This is a genomic window from Rhodopseudomonas palustris (assembly GCF_013415845.1).
Classification (GTDB): Bacteria; Pseudomonadota; Alphaproteobacteria; order Rhizobiales; family Xanthobacteraceae; genus Rhodopseudomonas; species Rhodopseudomonas palustris_F.
Genome location: NZ_CP058907.1, coordinates 4,204,071 through 4,222,490, shown reverse-complemented (window position 1 = coordinate 4,222,490; position 18,420 = coordinate 4,204,071). Strand labels below are relative to the sequence as shown.

Annotated in this window: 20 protein-coding genes and 1 pseudogene; 13 read left to right on the top strand and 8 right to left on the bottom strand. The window is 66.1% G+C overall.

What is annotated here, in order from left to right:
• Positions 1-64 precede the first annotated feature (64 nt).
• The 6 genes from HZF03_RS19275 to HZF03_RS19250 all read right to left on the bottom strand — a co-directional run bounded on the left by HZF03_RS19275 (position 65) and on the right by HZF03_RS19250 (position 5,822).
• On the bottom strand, positions 65-1,171 hold the full coding sequence (locus HZF03_RS19275; protein ID WP_011159348.1) for a branched-chain amino acid ABC transporter substrate-binding protein: 1,107 nt from the start codon (positions 1,169-1,171) through the stop codon (positions 65-67).
• Between the two features lie 178 nt (positions 1,172-1,349).
• Entirely contained in the window at positions 1,350-2,090 is a 741-nt protein-coding gene (locus HZF03_RS19270; RefSeq protein ID WP_119019820.1) for an ABC transporter ATP-binding protein, read from the bottom strand.
• Between the two features lie 130 nt (positions 2,091-2,220).
• Entirely contained in the window at positions 2,221-3,057 is an 837-nt protein-coding gene (locus HZF03_RS19265; RefSeq protein WP_011159346.1) for an ABC transporter ATP-binding protein, read from the bottom strand.
• Positions 3,054-4,385, bottom strand: a complete 1,332-nt coding sequence (gene livM / locus HZF03_RS19260; RefSeq protein ID WP_119019819.1) for a high-affinity branched-chain amino acid ABC transporter permease LivM — start codon at positions 4,383-4,385, stop codon at positions 3,054-3,056. The genes HZF03_RS19265 and livM overlap by 4 nt, the downstream gene beginning before the upstream one ends.
• Positions 4,386-4,397: 12 nt before the next feature.
• Positions 4,398-5,315 carry an ABC transporter permease subunit gene (locus HZF03_RS19255; RefSeq protein WP_011159344.1) on the bottom strand — a complete coding sequence of 306 codons (918 nt, stop codon included), beginning with the start codon at positions 5,313-5,315 and terminating at the stop codon, positions 4,398-4,400.
• A 12-nt stretch (positions 5,316-5,327) separates the two neighbouring features.
• Complete coding sequence (locus HZF03_RS19250) at positions 5,328-5,822, bottom strand: hypothetical protein (protein ID WP_179906192.1); 495 nt, start codon at positions 5,820-5,822, stop codon at positions 5,328-5,330.
• A gap of 326 nt (positions 5,823-6,148) precedes the next feature.
• On the opposite strand from HZF03_RS19250, the gene HZF03_RS19245 reads away from it, so the two are divergent.
• From HZF03_RS19245 to HZF03_RS19205, 9 genes are all read left to right on the top strand, one after another.
• Complete coding sequence (locus HZF03_RS19245) at positions 6,149-6,676, top strand: hypothetical protein (protein ID WP_119019818.1); 528 nt, start codon at positions 6,149-6,151, stop codon at positions 6,674-6,676.
• A gap of 194 nt (positions 6,677-6,870) precedes the next feature.
• On the top strand, positions 6,871-7,335 hold the full coding sequence (locus tag HZF03_RS19240) for an SRPBCC family protein (RefSeq protein ID WP_011159342.1): 465 nt from the start codon (positions 6,871-6,873) through the stop codon (positions 7,333-7,335).
• Positions 7,336-7,509: 174 nt separating this feature from the next.
• Complete coding sequence (locus tag HZF03_RS19235; RefSeq protein ID WP_107345537.1) at positions 7,510-7,995, top strand: (2Fe-2S)-binding protein; 486 nt, start codon at positions 7,510-7,512, stop codon at positions 7,993-7,995.
• A gap of 75 nt (positions 7,996-8,070) precedes the next feature.
• On the top strand, positions 8,071-8,877 hold the full coding sequence (locus HZF03_RS19230; RefSeq protein WP_119019817.1) for an FAD binding domain-containing protein: 807 nt from the start codon (positions 8,071-8,073) through the stop codon (positions 8,875-8,877).
• Positions 8,878-8,896: 19 nt separating this feature from the next.
• Positions 8,897-9,805 (top strand): AAA family ATPase, encoded by a 909-nt coding sequence (locus HZF03_RS19225; RefSeq protein WP_119019816.1) that lies wholly within the window; start codon positions 8,897-8,899, stop codon positions 9,803-9,805.
• Positions 9,806-10,124: 319 nt separating this feature from the next.
• Entirely contained in the window at positions 10,125-11,342 is a 1,218-nt protein-coding gene (locus HZF03_RS19220) for a vWA domain-containing protein (RefSeq protein ID WP_119018055.1), read from the top strand.
• Positions 11,343-11,378: 36 nt separating this feature from the next.
• Positions 11,379-11,705, top strand: a complete 327-nt coding sequence (locus HZF03_RS19215) for an XdhC family protein (RefSeq protein WP_011159337.1) — start codon at positions 11,379-11,381, stop codon at positions 11,703-11,705.
• A gap of 208 nt (positions 11,706-11,913) precedes the next feature.
• On the top strand, positions 11,914-12,615 hold the full coding sequence (locus tag HZF03_RS19210; protein ID WP_119018054.1) for an XdhC family protein: 702 nt from the start codon (positions 11,914-11,916) through the stop codon (positions 12,613-12,615).
• Positions 12,612-14,213: an NTP transferase domain-containing protein gene (locus HZF03_RS19205; RefSeq protein WP_119018053.1), complete on the top strand. Its 1,602-nt coding sequence runs from the start codon at positions 12,612-12,614 to the stop codon at positions 14,211-14,213. The genes HZF03_RS19210 and HZF03_RS19205 overlap by 4 nt, the downstream gene beginning before the upstream one ends.
• An 11-nt stretch (positions 14,214-14,224) precedes the next feature.
• On the opposite strand, the gene HZF03_RS19200 is transcribed toward HZF03_RS19205, so the two are convergent.
• The gene (locus tag HZF03_RS19200; RefSeq protein ID WP_119018052.1) at positions 14,225-15,055 is read right to left on the bottom strand and encodes a LysR family transcriptional regulator; all 831 of its coding nucleotides are present in this window, start codon (positions 15,053-15,055) and stop codon (positions 14,225-14,227) included.
• Between the two features lie 99 nt (positions 15,056-15,154).
• On the opposite strand from HZF03_RS19200, the gene HZF03_RS19195 reads away from it, so the two are divergent.
• The 3 genes and pseudogenes from HZF03_RS19195 (at position 15,155) to HZF03_RS19185 (ending at position 16,873) form a co-directional block, all read left to right on the top strand.
• Positions 15,155-15,907, top strand: a complete 753-nt coding sequence (locus HZF03_RS19195; RefSeq protein WP_119018062.1) for an enoyl-CoA hydratase-related protein — start codon at positions 15,155-15,157, stop codon at positions 15,905-15,907.
• Positions 15,908-16,055: 148 nt separating this feature from the next.
• Positions 16,056-16,400 (top strand): DUF4189 domain-containing protein, encoded by a 345-nt coding sequence (locus HZF03_RS19190; RefSeq protein WP_119018061.1) that lies wholly within the window; start codon positions 16,056-16,058, stop codon positions 16,398-16,400.
• Between the two features lie 61 nt (positions 16,401-16,461).
• Positions 16,462-16,873, top strand: a pseudogene (locus HZF03_RS19185) (DUF2000 family protein).
• 5 nt (positions 16,874-16,878) lie between these two features.
• On the opposite strand, the gene HZF03_RS19180 reads toward HZF03_RS19185, so the two are convergent.
• Positions 16,879-17,055 (bottom strand): hypothetical protein, encoded by a 177-nt coding sequence (locus HZF03_RS19180; protein ID WP_012497174.1) that lies wholly within the window; start codon positions 17,053-17,055, stop codon positions 16,879-16,881.
• Between the two features lie 205 nt (positions 17,056-17,260).
• Here HZF03_RS19180 and HZF03_RS19175 point away from each other — a divergent pair, with 205 nt between their 5' ends.
• Positions 17,261-18,400 (top strand): GGDEF domain-containing protein, encoded by a 1,140-nt coding sequence (locus tag HZF03_RS19175; RefSeq protein ID WP_119018051.1) that lies wholly within the window; start codon positions 17,261-17,263, stop codon positions 18,398-18,400.
• Positions 18,401-18,420 lie beyond the last annotated feature (20 nt).

Below are 18,420 nucleotides of genomic sequence, written 5' to 3'. Positions count from 1 at the left end.
GGGTTGAGCCCGCGCATGCCGTTGTTGTCGGTGTGAGGCTCGGCCTCACACCCCTTCGATCACCTTAAGGATTGATCTCGGCGTAGCCGCCCTTGGCGTCCCATTTGTAGACGACGTAGTCGATCGCCTTGATGTCGCCCTTGGCGTCGAACGCCATCTTGCCGAGCACGGTGTCCCAGTCGCCGGCCTTGATGGTCTCGATCACCTTCTTCGGGTCGGTCGACTTCGCCTTCTCGACCGCCTGCGACCACACTTGGAACGCCGCGTAGGTGTAGAGGGTGTAGCCTTCCGGATCGATGCCCTTGCCTTTGAAGGTTTCGACGATCTGCTTGGCGGTCGGCTTGTTGCGCGGGTCGGGGCCGAAGGTGAACAGCGTGCCTGCGGCGAGCGGACCGGTGATCGAGGCGAATTCCTTGTCGTTCATCGCGTCGCCGGCCATCATCACGGTGCTGAGGCCCTGGTCGCGCATCTGGCGCAGGATCAGGCCGGCCTCGCGGTGATAACCGCCGATGTAGACCAGATCGATGGCGTCGCGCTTCAGCCGCGACACGATCGAGTTAAAGTCGTTGTCGCCCTTGTTGTAGGACTCGAACATCTTCTCCTGGAAGCCGGCCTTGTTCAGCGCCTTCTTGGTCTCGTCCGCCAGACCCTTGCCGTAAGTGGTCTTGTCGTTGAGGATGGCGACGTTCTTGCCCTTGTAGTTCTTCAGGATGTACTCGGCGGCGACCAGGCCCTGCTGATCGTCGCGGCCGCAGACGCGCAGCACGTTCCACAGCTTGCGCTCGGTGAACAGCGGGTTGGTCGAGGCTGGGGTGATCTGCAGCACGTTGCCGTCGGCGTAGGCTTCCGACGCCGGGATCGACGATGACGAGCAGAAGTGACCGGCGACGAACGGGATGCCGTCGCCTGCGATCTTCTCGGCGACCGAGCGCGCCTGCTTCGGATCGCAGGCATCGTCCTCGACGTCGAGCACCAGCTTCTTGCCGAGCAGGCCGCCCTTGGCGTTGAGGTCGACCACCGCCTGTTCGGCGCCGTTCTTGAGCTGACGGCCGAACGCGGATTCGCCGCCGGTCATCGGACCGGCGACCGAGACCTTGATGTCCTGCGCCAGCGCCGTGGTCGAGAGCGCCAGCGAGACGCCGAATGCCAAACCGAGAAGCTTGAGTGTCATCGATGAATCCTTGCGATGGATTTGCAAACGAAAAGCTGCGCCCAGGCGGGCCCGAAGCGCCGAACCGGCCGGCATTGTTGGCTGATTTTCACGACAAGTCATCGACAAAATACGGCGCCGTCGGCACCCGGTTGCCGCATTGTGCCGCAGGGCTCTGGGCACGCGGCGAGGGACTACCTCAGGTGCCGCGGCCGCCTTCGAGATACGCGGCTCGCACTTCCGGCCGCGCCAACAGATCGGCGCCGGTACCGCTCATGGTGATCAGGCCGTTGACCAGCACGTAGCCGCGATGCGCCAGCTTCAGCGCGTGGTTGGCGTTCTGCTCGACGATCAGCACGGTGAGACGGTCCTGCTTGTTCAGGGTGCGGATCGCGTCGAAGATCTGCCGGGTGATCAGCGGCGCGAGGCCGAGCGACGGCTCGTCGAGGAGGAGTAGGCGCGGCCGGCTCATCAGCGCGCGGCCGATTGCCAGCATCTGCTGCTCGCCGCCCGAGAGCGTGCCGCCGCGCTGGCCGAACCGTTCGCGCAGCCGTGGAAACAGCGTCAGCACGCGTTCGAGCGTCGCGGCGCGTTCCTCGTTGCTGCCGGTTCCGGCGTCGGCGCCCATCTGCAAATTTTCGGCGACGCTCATCCGCGGGAAGATGCGGCGGCCCTCCGGCGACTGCGCGATGCTCATCCGCGCAATCTGGTGAGTCGGTAGCGCGGTGATGTCGACGCCGTCGAACACGATGCGGCCGGCCTTGGCGCGCGGCTTGCCGAAGATCGACATCATCAACGTCGACTTGCCGGCGCCGTTGGCGCCGATCAGCGCCACGATCTCGCCGGGCGCGATCTCGAGATCGACGCCCTTCAGCGCCTCGATCTTGCCGTAGGCGGCGCGGAGGTTTTCGATTTTGAGCAGGGGAGCGGTGGAGGTCATGACGCGCCCTCACAACGCTTACCACCGTCATGCCCGGGCTTGACCTGGGCATCCATGGACACGAGCACCGCCCTGCCTGTCGTGGATGGCCGGGTCAAGCCCGGCCATGACGAAATGTGTAGTGCCGACCTCACAGCCCGAGCTCCTGCTCGACCTTTTCGACTTCTTCGTCCTCGACGCCTAGATAGGCGGCGATGACGCGGGGATCGTCGCGGATCTCGCGCGGGGTGCCGTCGGAGATCTTGACGCCGTGGTCGAGCACGACGACGTGGTCGGAGATTTCCATCACCACGCTCATGTCGTGTTCGATCAGCAGGATCGATGTGCCGCCGGCGCGGATGTTGCGCAAGAGTTCGCTGAGTTCGGCGCTTTCGCGCGCGTTGAGGCCCGCGGCGGGCTCGTCGAGGCACAACAGCACCGGCTCGGTGCACATCGCGCGTGCGATCTCCAGCCGGCGCTGGTCGCCATAGGGCAGGTTGCCGGCGGCATCGTCGGCACGGCCGCGCAGGCCGATCCGGTCGAGCCAGAACGTCGCCCGCTCGATCGCCTGCTTCTCGGCCGCGCGCCACGACGGCGCGCCGAACAGGCCGAGGAAAGTGAGGCCGGAAGCCCGCATCAGCGCGTTGTGCTGCGCCACCATCAGGTTCTCCAGCGCGGTCATGCCGGGGAACAGCCGGATGTTCTGGAAGGTGCGCGCCACCTTGGCGATCTTGGTGATGCGGAAGTCGTTGAGCTTATCGAGCCGATGGGTCTCGCCGCCGTCATGCGTCAGGCTGATCTCGCCGGCGCTCGGTCTGTAGAAGCCGGTGATGCAGTTGAACACGGTGGTCTTGCCGGCGCCGTTCGGGCCGATCAGCGCGGTGATCTTGCCGCGGCGCGCAGTGAACGACAGGTCGTTGACGGCGAGAATGCCGCCGAACCGCATGGTCAGGCCGCTGACGCGGAGGATGTCCCGGTCCGCGATCATCCGTGGCCCTCCTTGACGAGGTCGGACGAGATCGCCTGCTTGTGGTCGAGATACACAGTCGGGGCGCGATGGCCGATCAGGCCGCGCGGCCGCCAGATCATCAGCAGCACCATCGCCATGCCGAACACCAGCATGCGGAACTGATCGAGACCGCGGAACAATTCGAAGCCGCCGATCAGCGTCACCGCGGCGAGCGCGACGCCGAGCTGCGAGCCCATGCCGCCGAGCACGACGATCGCCAGCACCAGCGCTGACTCTTGGAAGGTGAAGGATTCCGGCGAGATGAAGCCCTGCCTTGTGGCGAAGAACGCGCCGGCGAATCCGCCGAACATCGCGCCGGTGGCGAAGGCGGTGAGCTTGGTGGTGGTGGTGTTGATGCCGAGCGCACGGCAGGCGACTTCGTCTTCGCGCAGCGCTTCCCAGGCGCGGCCGATCGGCAGCCGGCGCAGCCGGATGGTCGCCCAGTTGGTGATCAGCGCCAGGATCAGGATCAGATAGAACAGGAACACGAGGCGGTGGGTCGGCGAGAACGGAATGCCGAGCTGCGCGGCCAGCCCGTTCGGTCCTGGTGCCAGCGGAATGCCGAACAGCGTGGGGCGCGGAATGCCGCTGATGCCGTTCGGGCCGCCGGTCAGCGTCTGCCAGTTGATGATGACGAGCCGGATGATCTCACCGAACGCGAGGGTGACGATGGCGAGATAATCGCCGCGCAGCCTCAGCACCGGGAAGCCGAGGATCACGCCCCAGAATGCGGCGAGGATGCCGGCGAGCGGCAGGCAGATCCAGAACGACAGGCCGAAGTTGGTAGCGAGCAGCGCGTAGGAATAGGCGCCGACCGCGTAGAACGCCACGTAGCCGAGATCGAGCAGGCCGGCGAGGCCGACCACGATGTTCAGCCCCCAGCCGAGCATCACGTAAGTCAGCACCAGGATGCCGAGATCGAGAATGTAGCGCTGATTGTAGAAAATCACCGGCACCAGAAAGGTGAAGATCAGCAGCGCTGGAGCGACGACGCGGCCGGCGAGACCGAGCGTCTTGCGCGCGCCGGCCGGCATGATCTTCGAGGTGTCGACCGGGCCCCACCACATCCGCAGCAGTTCGACCACGATCGAGCCGACGAACACGCCGCCGACCATGCCGGCGAGATCGCCGAACCGTGTCCAGTAGATCAGGCCGCCTTCAGGGCCGGCCTCGGTGCGGACGCCGATCATCAGCGAAAATAAAACCAGCGCCACGAGGGCGCTGATCAGGGCTTTCTTGAAGATGAAACCGACGCCGACCGTGGCGGCGGCGGCAGGGGCAGCAGCGGCGTGCGCGAGTTTTGCCACGTCGGCGCCCGCTCAGACTTTTTCGACTTCCGGCCGGCCCAGCAGGCCGGTCGGCATGAAAATCAGCACGATGATCAGGATCGAGAACGCCGCAACGTCCTTGTATTCGACCGAGAAATAGGCCGACCAGAAGGTCTCGATCAGGCCGATCAGCAAGCCGCCGAGCATCGCGCCGGGCAGCGAGCCGATGCCGCCGAGCACGGCCGCGGTGAACGCCTTGATGCCGGCGATGAAGCCCATGAAGAAGTCGATCAGCCCATAATACAGCAGGTACATCATGCCCGCGACCGAGGCGAGCGCGGCGCCGATCACGAAGGTCATCGAGATGGTGCGGTCGACGTCGACGCCGAGCAGCGCCGCCATGGTCTGATCCTGCTCGCAGGCGCGCATGTCGCGGCCGAGCCGGGTCTTGGCCACCAGCCAGGTGAAGATGCCGAGCAACACCACGGTGGTGACCACCACCAGGATCTGGACGTTGGAGAGCTGCACGTTGAAGCCGTCGGCACTCTCGTGCAGCGTATAGCCGCCGGTGATGATCGGCGGCACCGGCTTGACGCGGGCGCCCTGCGACACCTGGGCGTAGTTCATCAGCACGAACGACATGCCGATCGCCGACAGCATCGGGGCGAGGCGGAACGAATGCCGCAACGGGCGGTACGCTATGCGCTCGACCGTCCAGCCGTACAGCGCGGTGATCGCCATCGACACCAGCAGCACCACTAGGAGGATCAGCGGGACGAAGGTGAGGCCAAACGACACCAGGATCAGGAAGCTGATCAGCGCGATGAAGCCGCCGATCATGAAGATGTCGCCATGGGCGAAATTGATCATGCCGACGATGCCGTACACCATCGTGTAGCCGATCGCGATCAGGCCATAGATCGAGCCGAGCACGAGACCGTTGATGAGCTGCTGGGCGAAATAGTCCATGCGCTGCCGTCGTCAGAGGACTCGAAAGAGTGGGACTCGAAGGGTCGTGGATTGCGATCCGAACGGCCCCGCGGCGGAGATCGCGCTCGCATTGCACACACGATGCGGCGAGGGCCCCGGCAGCCGGAACGTCGCTTCGCTTCGTAATTTTCTAACAGTGGGTCGCGATCGCGGCAACAGCGACTGATTACAACCTTCTTCCCTGTGGACGGTGCGCGCGGTTCCCCTGGACGCGATGTTGCCGCGCAAAAGCCGCGCAAAGATCACGCCGATCCGCGCAACCGCGGGCGCATGCTCATTGTTGTTGGTGTGGGCGCGACACTCCGAAGGAGACCACCGATGTCGAATCAGAATCAGCAGAAGCCGACTCCGAGCCAGACGTCCCCCGGCCAGCAACAGCAGGGCGGCGGTGCCCGTCCGGGCCAGCAGCAGCAGGATCCGAACCGTCAGGATCCGAACCGTCAGGGTCAGGACCGGCAACAGGGTGGCCAACAGCATGGTGGCCAACACGGCGGGTCCGGCCAGGGCCGCTAACGGCAAGGTCGCCCGGCCGCAGCTTTCTCCAGACGGCTGCGTCGCGAAGCGACAGCAGGGAGCCCCGCCCCACGGCGGGGCTTTCGGCGTTTTCGATGGTGTCGTTTCGATTACATTCACACCTCCGACAACGCAAGTTTCGTGCCGAGATTCCGCGATGTCGTGGTCCGGGCCGCCGTCCACAGCTCTTAACCGCCGTTAAGGTTAACGAAGCGTTTCCATTGCCGCCTATCGTTAACCTGGAGTTAGCTCTCGGAGCGCGCCAACGGATTCGGCGTGCTGGCTGGTGGGGCACGGCGATGAAGACGGATTGGCGGATCAGTTCGGTGAACGGAGTTCTGCTGGCGGCCTACATCACGCCGACCTGGCTGATCGTGGCGTATCGGCTGTTCGTCACCCCGATCCACGCGCTGTACGACCGGCCCAATATCTCGGTGGCGATCTTCATCAGCGATCATTTGCATCTCAGCGCGGCGGCGACCATCCGGATGGCATGGCTGCTGGCGCTCGCCAAGCTGACGGTCGCCGGCTTTCTGCTGGTGTTCTCGGCGCTGCTGACGCGGCGCTCGGTCCGTCTCTCCGGCGGCTGCAATGAGGCGCTGGCGTTCGCGCTGACGCTGGGCAGCGTGATCTCGTTCGCCAGCATGGTGATGGCTTCGCAGGTTGCCGAGCCCGAAGCGATGCGGCTGCATGCCACCGAGTTGCTGCTGTTTCTCGGCACCGCGATCCTGATGCTGGTCGAGCCATCGACGCAATCAGCGGCTGTACCATGCACCGACGCGGCGACGTTCGAACCGAACTATCCGGCTGCAGCGCAACGCTCCTGATCGCTTTTGTCCGGCTGTCGTGCTTGCTTGACGCTGGCGCTAGGGCCGGGCGCTACCTATCTCACCGCCTCACGACTGCTAGCGCCGCCGATCGCTCGGGGTGGTGTCGCGATACTTTTTCTTTGCCGCCCGGCGTGCTTAAGTAGTCGCAATGCCGCCGTCCGAGGCGGCCGCCGATCCGGGAGGAAATATCCATGGCCATGACGATGAACGGCGAAGTCCAGTTGGACGCGCCGAAAGATTTGGTGTGGAGCAAGCTCAACGATCCGGAAGTGCTGAAGGTCTGCATTCCCGGGTGCGAGGAGCTTGAAAAGACCGAAGACGACAGCGGTTTTCGCGCTGTGGCGAAGTTGAAAGTCGGCCCGGTATCGGCCCGCTTCAAGGGCAAGGTCACGCTGTCCGATCTCGATCCCCCCAACGGCTACAAGATCACCGGCGAAGGCGAGGGCGGCGTTGCCGGCTTTGCCAAGGGCGGTGCCACGGTCGGTCTGTCCGACAAGGACGGCGGCACGCTGCTGTCCTACGATGTCGAAGCGCATATCGGCGGCAAGCTGGCGCAGCTCGGCCAGCGACTCATCAACGGCTCGGCCAAGAAGCTCGCCGACGAGTTCTTCGCCAACTTCTCCAAGGCCGTGCAGAACGGCAACGGCGCGGCCTGACGGCGCTGCGGCGCCCGATCACGCGGATGTCATTACACGGCCGCGGCTCCGGCGCGGCCCGAGCCGTTCGCGGTTGCCGATCCTGGGGTTGCCCCGTAAGATCGGTTCAAGAAACACAACTAAAAGACGAATGATCGCCGTGCAACGCGGCGGTGCGCATTGAAGAGAGGGCCGATGGCCAAGATTTCCCTGATCGTCAATGGCAACCCTGTGACCGCGAACGTCGATCCGCGCACGCTGCTGGTGCAGTTTCTGCGCGAGAACCTGCGGCTCACCGGCACGCATGTCGGCTGCGATACTTCGCAGTGCGGCGCCTGCGTCGTGCATCTCGACGGCAAGGCGGTGAAGTCCTGCACCACGCTGGCGGTGATGGCCGACGGCCACGAAGTGACGACGATCGAAGGGCTCGCCGCCGACGGCGCGCCGCTGCATCCGATGCAGGAAGCCTTCCGCGAGAACCACGGCCTGCAATGCGGCTTCTGCACCCCGGGCATGATCATGACGGCCGTCGATATGGTGCACCGCAAGGGCCACGACCTGTCCGACGAGACGATTCGCGAAGAGCTCGAAGGCAATCTCTGCCGCTGCACCGGCTATCAGAACATCGTGGTGTCGATCGCGGCCGGCGCCAAGGCGATGGCGAACTCCGACCGCAGTTGAGCGGCACTGCGCCGGCCCGCTTCAACGAGGCCGCGCGGCACGCCCAACGAGACGCAGGAAGCTCAGGGAAGCGCAATGTACGAATTCAAATATCACCGCCCCGGGACCGTTCGCCAGGCCGCCAATCTGCTGCTGAAGAACGAGGATGCCAAGCTGATCGCGGGCGGCCACACGTTGCTGCCGGTGATGAAGCAGCGCCTCGCGGCGCCGCCGCATCTGGTCGACCTGTCGCATATCGAAGGCCTCAGCGGCATCGAGATGAAGGGCCGTTCGCTGGTGATCGGCGCCACCGCGACCCACGCCGAAGTCGCCAACTCGGCGATCGTCGGCGAGGCGATCCCGGCGCTCGCCGAGCTGGCGTCGCTGATCGGCGATCCGGCGGTGCGCCACAAAGGCACGATCGGCGGCTCGCTCGCCAATAACGATCCGACCGCGGACTATCCGGCGGCCGTGCTGGCGCTCGGCGCCACCGTGGTCACCAACAAGCGCAAGCTGAAGGCCGAAGAGTTCTTCCAGGGCATGTACTCGACCGCGCTCGAGCCGGACGAGATCATCACCAAGGTGCAGTTTCCGCTGCCGAAGAAGGCCGCCTACATCAAGTTCCGCAATCAGGCGTCGCGCTACGCGCTGGTCGGCGTGTTCGTCGCCCGCCGTCCGTCGGACGTCCGCGTTGCTGTCACGGGTGCCGGTGCGGATGGCGTGTTCCGCGTCACCCAGTTCGAAGAGGCACTGAAGGCGCGGTTCAATTCCAAGGCGATCGACGGCCTGCACGTCTCGGCCGACGGGTTGAACAGCGATCTGCACGGCAGCGCCGAATATCGGGCGCATCTGATCGGCGTGCTGACCAAGCGCGCGGTCGACGCCGCCAACGGCAAGGCGTGAGCCTGGACACGGATCGGCCATGACCGCAGCCGCGCCTCCCGCCTCCGTCGACGCCACGCTCGAACTGCTGACGAGCCGCGGCTATCTCGCCGAGCGGTCGTTGGCGACGGTGGTGTTTCTGGCGTTGCGGATGGGCCGGCCGCTGTTTCTCGAAGGCGAGGCCGGCGTAGGCAAGACCGAGATCGCCAAGGTGCTGTCGGCCGCGCTCGGCCGTCGGCTGATCCGGCTGCAGTGCTACGAGGGGCTGGACGTCGCTTCCGCGGTGTATGAGTGGAATTCGTCGGCGCAGATGATCACGATCCGGCTGGCCGAAGCCGCCGGCGACACCGACCGCGATCAGCTCTCCAGCGACATTTTCTCCGAGCGATTCCTGATCAAGCGTCCGCTGCTGCAGGCGCTGGAGCCGGACACGGCGGGCGCGCCGGTGCTGCTGATCGACGAACTCGACCGCGCAGATGAAGCGTTCGAGGCGTATTTGCTCGAAGTGCTGAGCGATTTCCAGGTCACGATCCCGGAGTTCGGCACCATCAAGGCGCCGGCGCCGCCGATCGTGATCGTGACGTCGAACCGCACCCGCGAGATCCACGACGCGCTGAAGCGGCGCTGCCTGTATCACTGGGTCGACTATCCGAACGCCGAGCGCGAACTGGCGATCGTGAAGTCGCGCGTGCCGGGGATCTCGGCCAAGCTGTCACAGCAGGTGGTGGACTTCGTTCAGGCGCTGCGCGAGCAGGACTTCTACAAATCGCCCGGCGTCGCCGAAACCCTCGACTGGGCGACCGCGCTGACCGAACTCGACGCCCGCGCGCTCACCGCCGAAGTCGTCGGCGACACCCTCGGCGCGCTGCTCAAGTACCAGGACGACATCGCCCGGATGCAGGGCGACACCGTGCAGAAACTGGTCAAGGACGCGACGAGCGAACGCTAGTCCGATACTTTGCGTTCGTTGTGAATCTCGGCCTTTGCCGCATCGGCAGCGCGCTCCCTCTCCCGCTTGCGGGGGAGGGCTGGGGTGGGGGAGCCCCAGGCACCGTGCTCGCGTCGCCCTCACCCCACCCCTCTCCCGCAAGCGGGAGAGGGAGCAGGCCGTGCGGCCGGCGAAGGCGTGTACTGACTGGGTGTTCGTCATTCCGGGGTGCGAGCGAAGGCTCGCGAACCCGGAATCTGAAGCCGGCACTGACGTCGAGATTCCGGGTTCGCGCCTTCGATGCGCCCCGGAATGATAAGTTGAGAGAGCGTGGCAAACGATGCAGCGTAATCCGACCGCGATGATCGACCATCTCAATCCGCCGACCGGCAAGATGGCGGACAATGTGGTCGGCTTTGCGCGGGCGCTGCGGGCGGCGGGGCTGCCGGTCGGGCCCGGCGCGGTGATCGATGCGCTGGATGCGCTGCAGCTGATCGAGATCGGCCATCGCGACGATCTCTACGCCACGCTGGAAGCGATCTTCGTCAAGCGCCGCGAGCATCTGTTGATCTTCGATCAGGCGTTTGCGCTGTTCTTTCGCGCCGCCGAGGACTGGCAGCACATGCTGGACTCGATCCCGTTGCCGGACGCTGCCAAAAAGAAACCGCCGCCGGCCTCGCGCCGGGTGCAGGAGGCGATGTCGCCGGCGGCGACGCGCGATATGCCGTCGGCCGAGGAGCAGGAGCTGCGGCTTGCCGTCTCCGACAAAGAGATCCTGCAGAAGAAGGACTTCGCGCAGATGAGCGCGGCGGAGATCGCCGAGGTCACCCGCGCGATCGAGCGGATGCGGCTGCCGCAGGCCGAGCTGCGCACCCGGAGAGTGCGGCCCGAGCGCCGCGGCCTCAAGCTCGATCTGCGCCGCACGCTGCGGGCCTCGTTGCGCACCGGCGGCGAGGTCGTCGACATTCGCAAGCTCGGCCTGATCGACAAGCCGGCGCCGATCGTGGCGCTGCTCGATATCTCCGGCTCGATGAGTGAGTACACAAGGCTGTTCCTGCACTTCCTCCATGCCATCACCGACGATCGCAAGCGGGTGTCGACGTTCTTGTTCGGCACGCGGCTGACCAACGTCACCCGCGCGCTGCGCCAGCGCGATCCGGACGAGGCGCTGGCGAGCTGCACCTCCTCGGTCGAGGACTGGGCCGGGGGCACCCGGATCGCGACGTCGCTGCACAGCTTCAACAAGCTGTGGGCGCGGCGGGTGCTCGGCCAGGGCGCGATCGTGCTGCTGATTTCCGACGGGCTGGAGCGCGAGAGCGACTCCAAGCTGGCGTTCGAGATGGACCGGCTGCACCGCTCCTGCCGCCGGCTGATCTGGCTGAATCCGCTGCTGCGCTACGACGGTTTCGAACCGCGCGCCCAGGGCATCAAAATGATGCTACCCCACGTTGACGAATTCCGCCCGGTGCATAATTTGACCTCGATGCACACGCTGATCGCGGCGCTGTCGTCGGCACCGCCGCCGCACCATTTCAGCACGATCCGCTCCGTCGCCTGACCGGCGCCCAGCAGCCAAGCAAGAGGAGTCGCCTCCATGCAGCTCGATCGCGACGAAGACATCCTGCGGGCCGCCGAGGACTGGCGTAAAGCCGGCCGCGGCGTGGCGCTCGCCACCGTGGTGGAAACCTGGGGATCGGCGCCGCGTCCCGCCGGCTCCAGCCTGGTGATCAATGACGAGGGGACCTTTCTCGGCTCAGTGTCGGGCGGCTGCGTCGAAGGCGCGGTGGTCACCGAAGCGCTCGACGTGATCGACAGTGGTACGCCGAAGCTGCTCGAATTCGGCGTCGCCGACGAGACCGCCTGGAAGGTCGGGCTGAGTTGTGGCGGCACCATCCGGGTGTTCGTCGAAAAGGTCGATTAGTTCGCAGCGTGCGAGAGCGGCCGAGAACGCGATCGAGGAAGTGAAACATGGTCTCCGTCATTGCGAGCGAAGCGAAGCAATCCAGGAGCTCAGTGCACCTAGCTGGATTGCTTCGTCGCTTCGCTCCTCGCAATGACGGGTCGCGGCCACGGGCGTGTAACCCCTGGCCGGTTTTTGAGGTGCGATCTAGGCAAGTGGGGCGTAGCCTGTGAAGTTCGAGATCCTGCAGCAACTCAACGCCGAGCGCGCCGCGCGGCGCCCGGCTATCGTGGTGACTGATACGGCGACCGGCGCGCAGCGGCTAGTGAAAGCCGCTTACATCGCCGCCGATCCGCTCGCCGCCGAACTCGGCAAACAGCTCCGCATGGGCAAGAGCGCGAGCATCGAGGTCGACGGCAACAAGCTGTTTCTCAACGTCTACGCGCCGACCGCCAAGCTGGTGATCGTCGGCGCCGTGCACATCAGCCAGGCGCTGGCGCCGCTGGCGCGCTCGCTTGGTTACGACGTCACCGTGGTCGATCCGCGCACCGCGTTCGCCAGCCTGGAACGGTTTCCCGACGTACCGCTGATCGCCGAGTGGCCGGACGTCGCGCTGCCGCCGCTGAACATCGATCACTACACCGCCTTCGTGGCGCTGACGCACGATCCCAAGATCGACGATCCGGCGCTGCTGCATGCCTTCGCGCGTGACTGCTTCTACATCGGCGCGCTCGGCTCGAAGAAGACCCACGCCAAGCGGCTGGAGCGGCTGAAGGGGCAGGGCGCTTCCGATGCTGACCTCGGCCGCATTCACGCCCCGATCGGGCTGGCCATCGGCGCAGTGTCGCCGTCCGAGATCGCGGTGTCGATCATGGCGGAGATTACTGCCGCGCTGCGGCTGCCGGCATCGTCCAAGGCGGCCGCGGCATGAAGTTTGGCCCGCGCCGTCCGGCCGATGCGATCGGCGGCGTCACCGTGCATTCGCTGCGGCAGAACGGTCTGCTGCTCAAGAAGGGCACGACGATCGGCCCGGCCGAAGTCGCGGCGCTGGAGAAGGCCGGCATCGCCGAGATCGTGGTGGTTCAGCTCGAGCCCGGTGACGTCTCCGAGGATGTCGCGGCCGCGGATGTGGCAGGCGCGGTCGCCGGCGATGGCGTGACGGTCGACCGTGCTTTCACCGGCCGCGCCAATCTGTTCGCGGCACGGACCGGCGTGCTGGTGATCGATCGTGCCGTGGTCGATCGCGTCAACGCCGTCGATGAGGCGATTACGCTCGCGACGCTGCCGGCGTTCAAGCCGGTGGTCGAAGGCGAGATGGTCGCCACCGTCAAGCTGATCCCGTTCGGTGTCGAAGGCCGCCTGCGCGACGCCGCGGTGGCGGCGGCGCTGGGCGGCGCGCTGCGGGTCGCGCCTTATGTGATCAAGCGCGTCGGCGTGGTGTCTACGCTGCTTTCCGGCCTCGCCCCGAAGGTGATCGACAAGACGCTGCGCGTCACAGCCGAGCGGCTGGCGCCGGCCGGCGCAGAGATCATCGCCGAGCGCCGCGTCGCCCATGAAGAGGCTGCGCTGTCGGCTGCGATCCAAGAGCTTGTTGGGCTCGGCGCCGAGATGGTGATCGTTTTCGGCGCCTCTGCGATCGCCGACCGCCGCGATGTCATCCCGGCGGCGATCGGCGCGATCGGCGGCACGATTTCGCATTTCGGCATGCCGGTCGACCCGGGCAATCTGCTGCTGGTCGGCGCGGTCTCGGGCGTGCCGCTGCTCGGCGCGCCGGGCTGTGCGCGCTCGCCGGTCGAGAACGGTTTCGATTGGGTGCTGATGCGGCTGCTCGCCGGGCTTACTGTCACGCGCGCTGATATCACCGCGATGGGGGTCGGCGGCCTGCTGATGGAAATCGTGACGCGGCCGCAGCCGCGGGTGCCGGTCGCCGAAAGTGGCCGCAATGTCGCGGCGATCGTGCTTGCCGCCGGGCGCGGCACGCGGATGGGCGGGCCGAACAAGCTACTCGCCGACCTCAACGGCAAGCCGCTGGTACACATCGTCGCCGAGCAGGCGCTGGCCTCGCAGGCCGCGCGCACCATCGTCGTCACCGGCCATCAGGCCGGCGAGGTCGAAGCGGCGCTGCACGGGCTCGATCTCACCTTCGTGCACAATCCCGACTTCGCCCAAGGCATCGCGTCGTCGGTGAAGGCCGGCATCGCGGCGCTGGGCGAGGATGCCGACGGCGCGATCGTCTGCCTCGGCGACATGCCGCTGATCGATGCGGCCTTGATCGACCGGATGATCACCGCGTTCGATCCCGATCGCGGCGCGCTGATCGTGGTCCCGGTCGCCGAGGGACGCCGCGGCAATCCGGTGCTGTGGTCGCGGCGGTTCTTTGCCGAGCTGATGACGCTCGGCGGCGATGTCGGCGCACGGCATCTGATCGCCAAGCATGGCGAAGCGGTGACCGAAGTGCCGGTCGAAGGCGAAGCGGCGTTCCTCGACATCGACACCCCGCAAGCGCTCGATCAGGCGCGGCGCGGCTAAGCGGCCGCGCATCAACCTCGGGCCTGCAGCCGCGTCGCGAGCTTTGCCGCCGCCTTGGCGCCGGCAGGTTGTTTCCAGATCAGCGTGACATCGCGCTGCAGCGTCAGTCCGCCAACGTCGAGCGCTCGCAGGGGGGCGCCGCCCCAGCTTGCCGGCGCCAGCGTGCAGCCGAGACCCGCAGCGACCAGCGCGGCTGCGGTGGATTCCTGCCGCGTCTTGGCGACGATACGAAACCGCACGCCTGCAGTGCTGAGCAACCGCCGGCCGGTGCCGATGAGTTCGCAGCCCTGACGCAACACGAAAGGTTGTCCGTCGAGTTCGGCCAACGACACGGTACGGCGGCCCGACCACGGATGATCAGGTCCGACGAACAACCGGAACGGCTCGCTCAGCAGCAGCTTGCGGTGCAGATTGCGGTGCGGCGTGACCGACAGCGCCAGATCGAGCCCGCCGCTCGCGACCAGTTTTTCGAGCTCGTCGGCCGACGCTTCGATCAGTTCGATTGCATCACCATCGGCAGGCAGCAGTCGTGGCAGCCAGTCGGCAGCGAGGCTCGGCAGCACGCCGAGCTTCAGCCGTGCTGGTGCCGGTCCGCTTAGTTCGCGCTTTGCCTCCGCCAGTGTCTGCAGTGCCGTGCGCACTTTGGCCTCGAGCCGCTTTGCGTTCGGCAGGGCGCGGATGCCGCGTCCATCCGGCGCGAACAGCGGCGTGCCGAATTCTCGCTCCAGCCCTTTCAGTGCCTGCGACAGCGTCGGCTGGGTGATGCCGAGTTCACCGGCGGCGCGCGACACAGAGCCGGCCTGCATCACGGCCAGAAAGTAGCGCAGGTGCTGCACATTCATCGGAAAATCCAATCGATCTTCAAAAACGATCGATTTTACCAGATCTGGCCTGGGCGGCTAGATCTGCGCCGGCGCCGCGGCAGCAAGGGAGAAGCCAGCATGGTGGTGGAAGTCGATCGTCAGGGAGCCGTCGGCATCGTCACGCTGAACCGGCCGGAGGCCCGCAACGCGATGTCGCGAGAAATGATCAGGGCGCTGGCCGCCGCGCTCGATGAGCTGGAACGTGATGCCGCGATCGCCGCGATCGTGCTCTCCGGCCGCGAGGTGTTCTGCGCCGGCGCCGACATCGCTGAGATGCGCGGCATCGATCTCGCCACGGTGCTGGCCGAGGAGTTTTCCGGCTGCTGCGACCGGCTGGCCACCTGCGCCAAGCCGCTGATCGCGGCGGTCGAAGGTTACGCGATCGGTGGCGGCTGCGAGTTGATCGAGATGTGCGACCTGGTCATCGCCGGCAGCGGCGCGAGGTTCGGTCACCCGGAGATCGCGCTCGGTACGCTATCGGGCGGTGGTGGCACGCAGCGGCTGGCACGAGCGGTGGGCCGGGCCTGCGCGATGGATCTGATCCTGACCGGCCGTCTGATCTCCGCGAGCGAGGCCGAGCGGATCGGGCTGATCAGCCGCGTGGTTGAAGACGGCGAAGCTTACCAAGCCGCCTGCGAGGCGGCCATGCTGATCGCAGCGCATCCGGCGCAGGCGGTGCGATTCTCCAAGCAGGCCGTCGATCGTGCGGCCTCGGTCGGGCTCGCGGATGGGCTGGCGCTGGAGCGGCGGCTGTTTCACCTCAGCTTTGCGACCGGCGAACTACAGCCGCGGCTCGATCGTTTTCTGACGCGGCGAAGTCCGCCCCGCTGAGGCGCGCGCCTCGGTCAAACCCACCGCGGACGATTTGCGCTTCGTTCACCAAGTTGAAACGGCCGTCCAGATAATTTGGAACCCGGGTTGAACCTCGGGGGAGGGGACGTTGCGATTATTGATTGCCGCGTGGCGGAAAGCCGCGCTGATGGCGGTTGTTTGGATCGCGTGTTTGCATCTCATTGCGCCAGCCAATGCTGCTGGTGCGTTGGCGGTCGGCAAATGCGGCGCTTACGGCCAAGCCTTTGACTATCCGGCGGAGGCGGCCGCGATCGCCGCGGCGCGGCAGCGCTGCAAGGGCGAGTGCACCATGCTGACGATGCGCCGGGCCTGTGCGGCGCTGGCCGTCGACATGAGCAACCCCTGCGGCGCTCACGGCTATGCGGTCGAATCGAGGATTTCCTCTTCGCTCAACGCCGCGACCCGGCGCTGCTACGAATACGGCGGCAAGGAATGCGTGATCCGCGCCTGGGCGTGCGACGCCAAGGGCTGAGCGGGCTGTCCTGAGACGATCGTGAACTGACAGGGCAGGGACGTCGCGGTATCAGCAGTGTATGCAGTTCGATACCAAGATCGCGCTCGTGATCCCGCACCGATCTCGAAGCCTGGCAGAAGCTGAACGTTGCGGCGTTTCTTACCTCCGGCATCGCCGCGGCGTTCCCGGAGTGCATCGGCGAACCGTATCAGGACGGCAGCGGCACGCCGTATCATCCGCTGATCGGTCAGCCGATCCTGGTTTACGGTGCCGATGGACCCGGATTATCGCGCGCGCTGGAGCGGGCGCTCGCCCGCAACGTCAAGCCGGCGATCTACACCGAAGCGATGTTCAAGACCACGCACGACGCAGCCAACCGCGAAGCGGTGAAGGCGGTCGCGCGGGCCGATCTGCCGTTGGTCGGCTTGGCTGTCCGGGCCGATCGCAAGGTGGTCGACAAGATCCTCGACGGTCTCAAATTCCATGCCTGAGCACACTACTCCGGCATCGGCCGTGGCCGTTCGCGGAGATCTTCGGTACGGTAGTTTTGCTTCGCTGCCGTCTCGGTCATCTGCTTCTCGGCGGCGCTGCGCGTCCGGTTGCGCATCACGGCGTAGGCGATCGCGATGCCGAGTACGATAATTCCGATACCCCAAAGCCATTCCGTCGACATCTGTTCTCTCCCTGAAAAGGTTTCTGTCAGGACAATCCCGGATGCTGTCGGCTGTTCCCGATCGTTAGCCTCGTCGGGAGAGGCTTAGTCTGTCATTAGGCATTGCAGCTCGAAACCGTGGGCGGATGTCCTGCATCAACGCGACATAAGCGGGCGAGAGCCCAATAACGGGAGCGGCGATATCGCCGATTCTACGGACCAGAGCGTGACCGATCAGTTCCCCGCCGACAACGACCGCCGAGCCTCCGATGCGCAGGACTCCGAGCATCCGATGCGTGGCGCCGGTGCGCGGCGGCGTTTCCTGATCGGGACACTGCTCGTCAACATCGCCGCCCTCACGATCGACGTTTTCGCATTAGACCCGCAGCATCTGGCGCTGGCCCTCGGCCTCCGTCTGCTGGTGGTGACGCCGCTGGTGCTGCTTGCGCTCGCGCTCAATCGTCGGCCTGCTGATCGGCCGTTACAGACGGCTGCTCAGGCCACCGCGGTCGTGGCCTTCGCGCTGTCGGTGACGGCGATCGGGCAGTTCGCGCCGGAGCCGTTCGCCGGGCGCTACATGATGGCGGCGCTGTTCGTGATTTTCGCCGGCACGCTGGTGTCGGCACTGCCGTGGCGTGCGACCAGGATCATGACCATCGCGGCGGCGGCGCTCTACACTCTGATCGTCGTCTCCGGTCTGCGGTGGCCGCCGGCCTGGTCCAATATCGATCTGGTCGGGCTGTGCCTCGTCACCTGTGTGATCGCGTTGCGCGCCCGGCAGCGCAAGGACGCGCAGATCGCCGAACTGCAACAGATCCGCCGCCGCGACGCACTGCTGAAGCAGGAACTCCGCCAGGCCAACGCCGCACTCGGAAGGCTCTCGACGACGGACCCGCTGACCGGCGTGTTCAACCGCCGCTATCTGGACGAGCTGATCGAGCAGGAGACAGCCTCGCTCGTGCCGTCGCTCGGGCAAAGCGTGCTGATGATCGACGTCGACCACTTCAAGCTGTTCAACGATCACGGCGGTCACGCCGCCGGTGATAGCTGCCTGCAGCAGATCGTCACTGCCGTTCGCCGCAACCTGCGCTCCTGCGACGTGGTGGTGCGCTATGGCGGCGAGGAATTCGCCGTGGTGCTGCCCGGGCTCGATGAGGCCGAGTTGCGCGAGACGGCGGAGCGGCTGTGTCATGCAGTCAGCGACCTGCAGATCCCGCATCCCGGTCTTGGCCAGGGGCGTGTCGTGACGATCAGCGTCGGCATCGCGCCCCCTGTACCGGCCGAAACGCTGGCGGATGCGATTCAGCGCGCCGACCAATCCCTGTATCGCGCCAAACGCGCCGGCCGGAATCGCGTCAGCGCCTGAACGGCCCACCCGCCAAAGGG

Coding starts and splice junctions, on each gene's coding strand:
- HZF03_RS19245 (WP_119019818.1), top strand. CDS start 6,149: ATGAAGACGGATTGGCGGATCAGTTCGGTGAACGGAGTTCTGCTGGCG.
- HZF03_RS19205 (WP_119018053.1), top strand. CDS start 12,612: ATGAAGTTTGGCCCGCGCCGTCCGGCCGATGCGATCGGCGGCGTCACC.
- HZF03_RS19200 (WP_119018052.1), bottom strand. CDS start 15,055: ATGAATGTGCAGCACCTGCGCTACTTTCTGGCCGTGATGCAGGCCGGC.
- HZF03_RS19220 (WP_119018055.1), top strand. CDS start 10,125: ATGCAGCGTAATCCGACCGCGATGATCGACCATCTCAATCCGCCGACC.
- HZF03_RS19195 (WP_119018062.1), top strand. CDS start 15,155: ATGGTGGTGGAAGTCGATCGTCAGGGAGCCGTCGGCATCGTCACGCTG.
- HZF03_RS19190 (WP_119018061.1), top strand. CDS start 16,056: ATGGCGGTTGTTTGGATCGCGTGTTTGCATCTCATTGCGCCAGCCAAT.
- HZF03_RS19215 (WP_011159337.1), top strand. CDS start 11,379: ATGCAGCTCGATCGCGACGAAGACATCCTGCGGGCCGCCGAGGACTGG.
- HZF03_RS19180 (WP_012497174.1), bottom strand. CDS start 17,055: ATGTCGACGGAATGGCTTTGGGGTATCGGAATTATCGTACTCGGCATC.
- HZF03_RS19255 (WP_011159344.1), bottom strand. CDS start 5,315: ATGGACTATTTCGCCCAGCAGCTCATCAACGGTCTCGTGCTCGGCTCG.
- HZF03_RS19225 (WP_119019816.1), top strand. CDS start 8,897: ATGACCGCAGCCGCGCCTCCCGCCTCCGTCGACGCCACGCTCGAACTG.
- HZF03_RS19240 (WP_011159342.1), top strand. CDS start 6,871: ATGGCCATGACGATGAACGGCGAAGTCCAGTTGGACGCGCCGAAAGAT.
- HZF03_RS19275 (WP_011159348.1), bottom strand. CDS start 1,171: ATGACACTCAAGCTTCTCGGTTTGGCATTCGGCGTCTCGCTGGCGCTC.
- HZF03_RS19265 (WP_011159346.1), bottom strand. CDS start 3,057: ATGATCGCGGACCGGGACATCCTCCGCGTCAGCGGCCTGACCATGCGG.
- HZF03_RS19270 (WP_119019820.1), bottom strand. CDS start 2,090: ATGACCTCCACCGCTCCCCTGCTCAAAATCGAAAACCTCCGCGCCGCC.
- HZF03_RS19235 (WP_107345537.1), top strand. CDS start 7,510: ATGGCCAAGATTTCCCTGATCGTCAATGGCAACCCTGTGACCGCGAAC.
- HZF03_RS19230 (WP_119019817.1), top strand. CDS start 8,071: ATGTACGAATTCAAATATCACCGCCCCGGGACCGTTCGCCAGGCCGCC.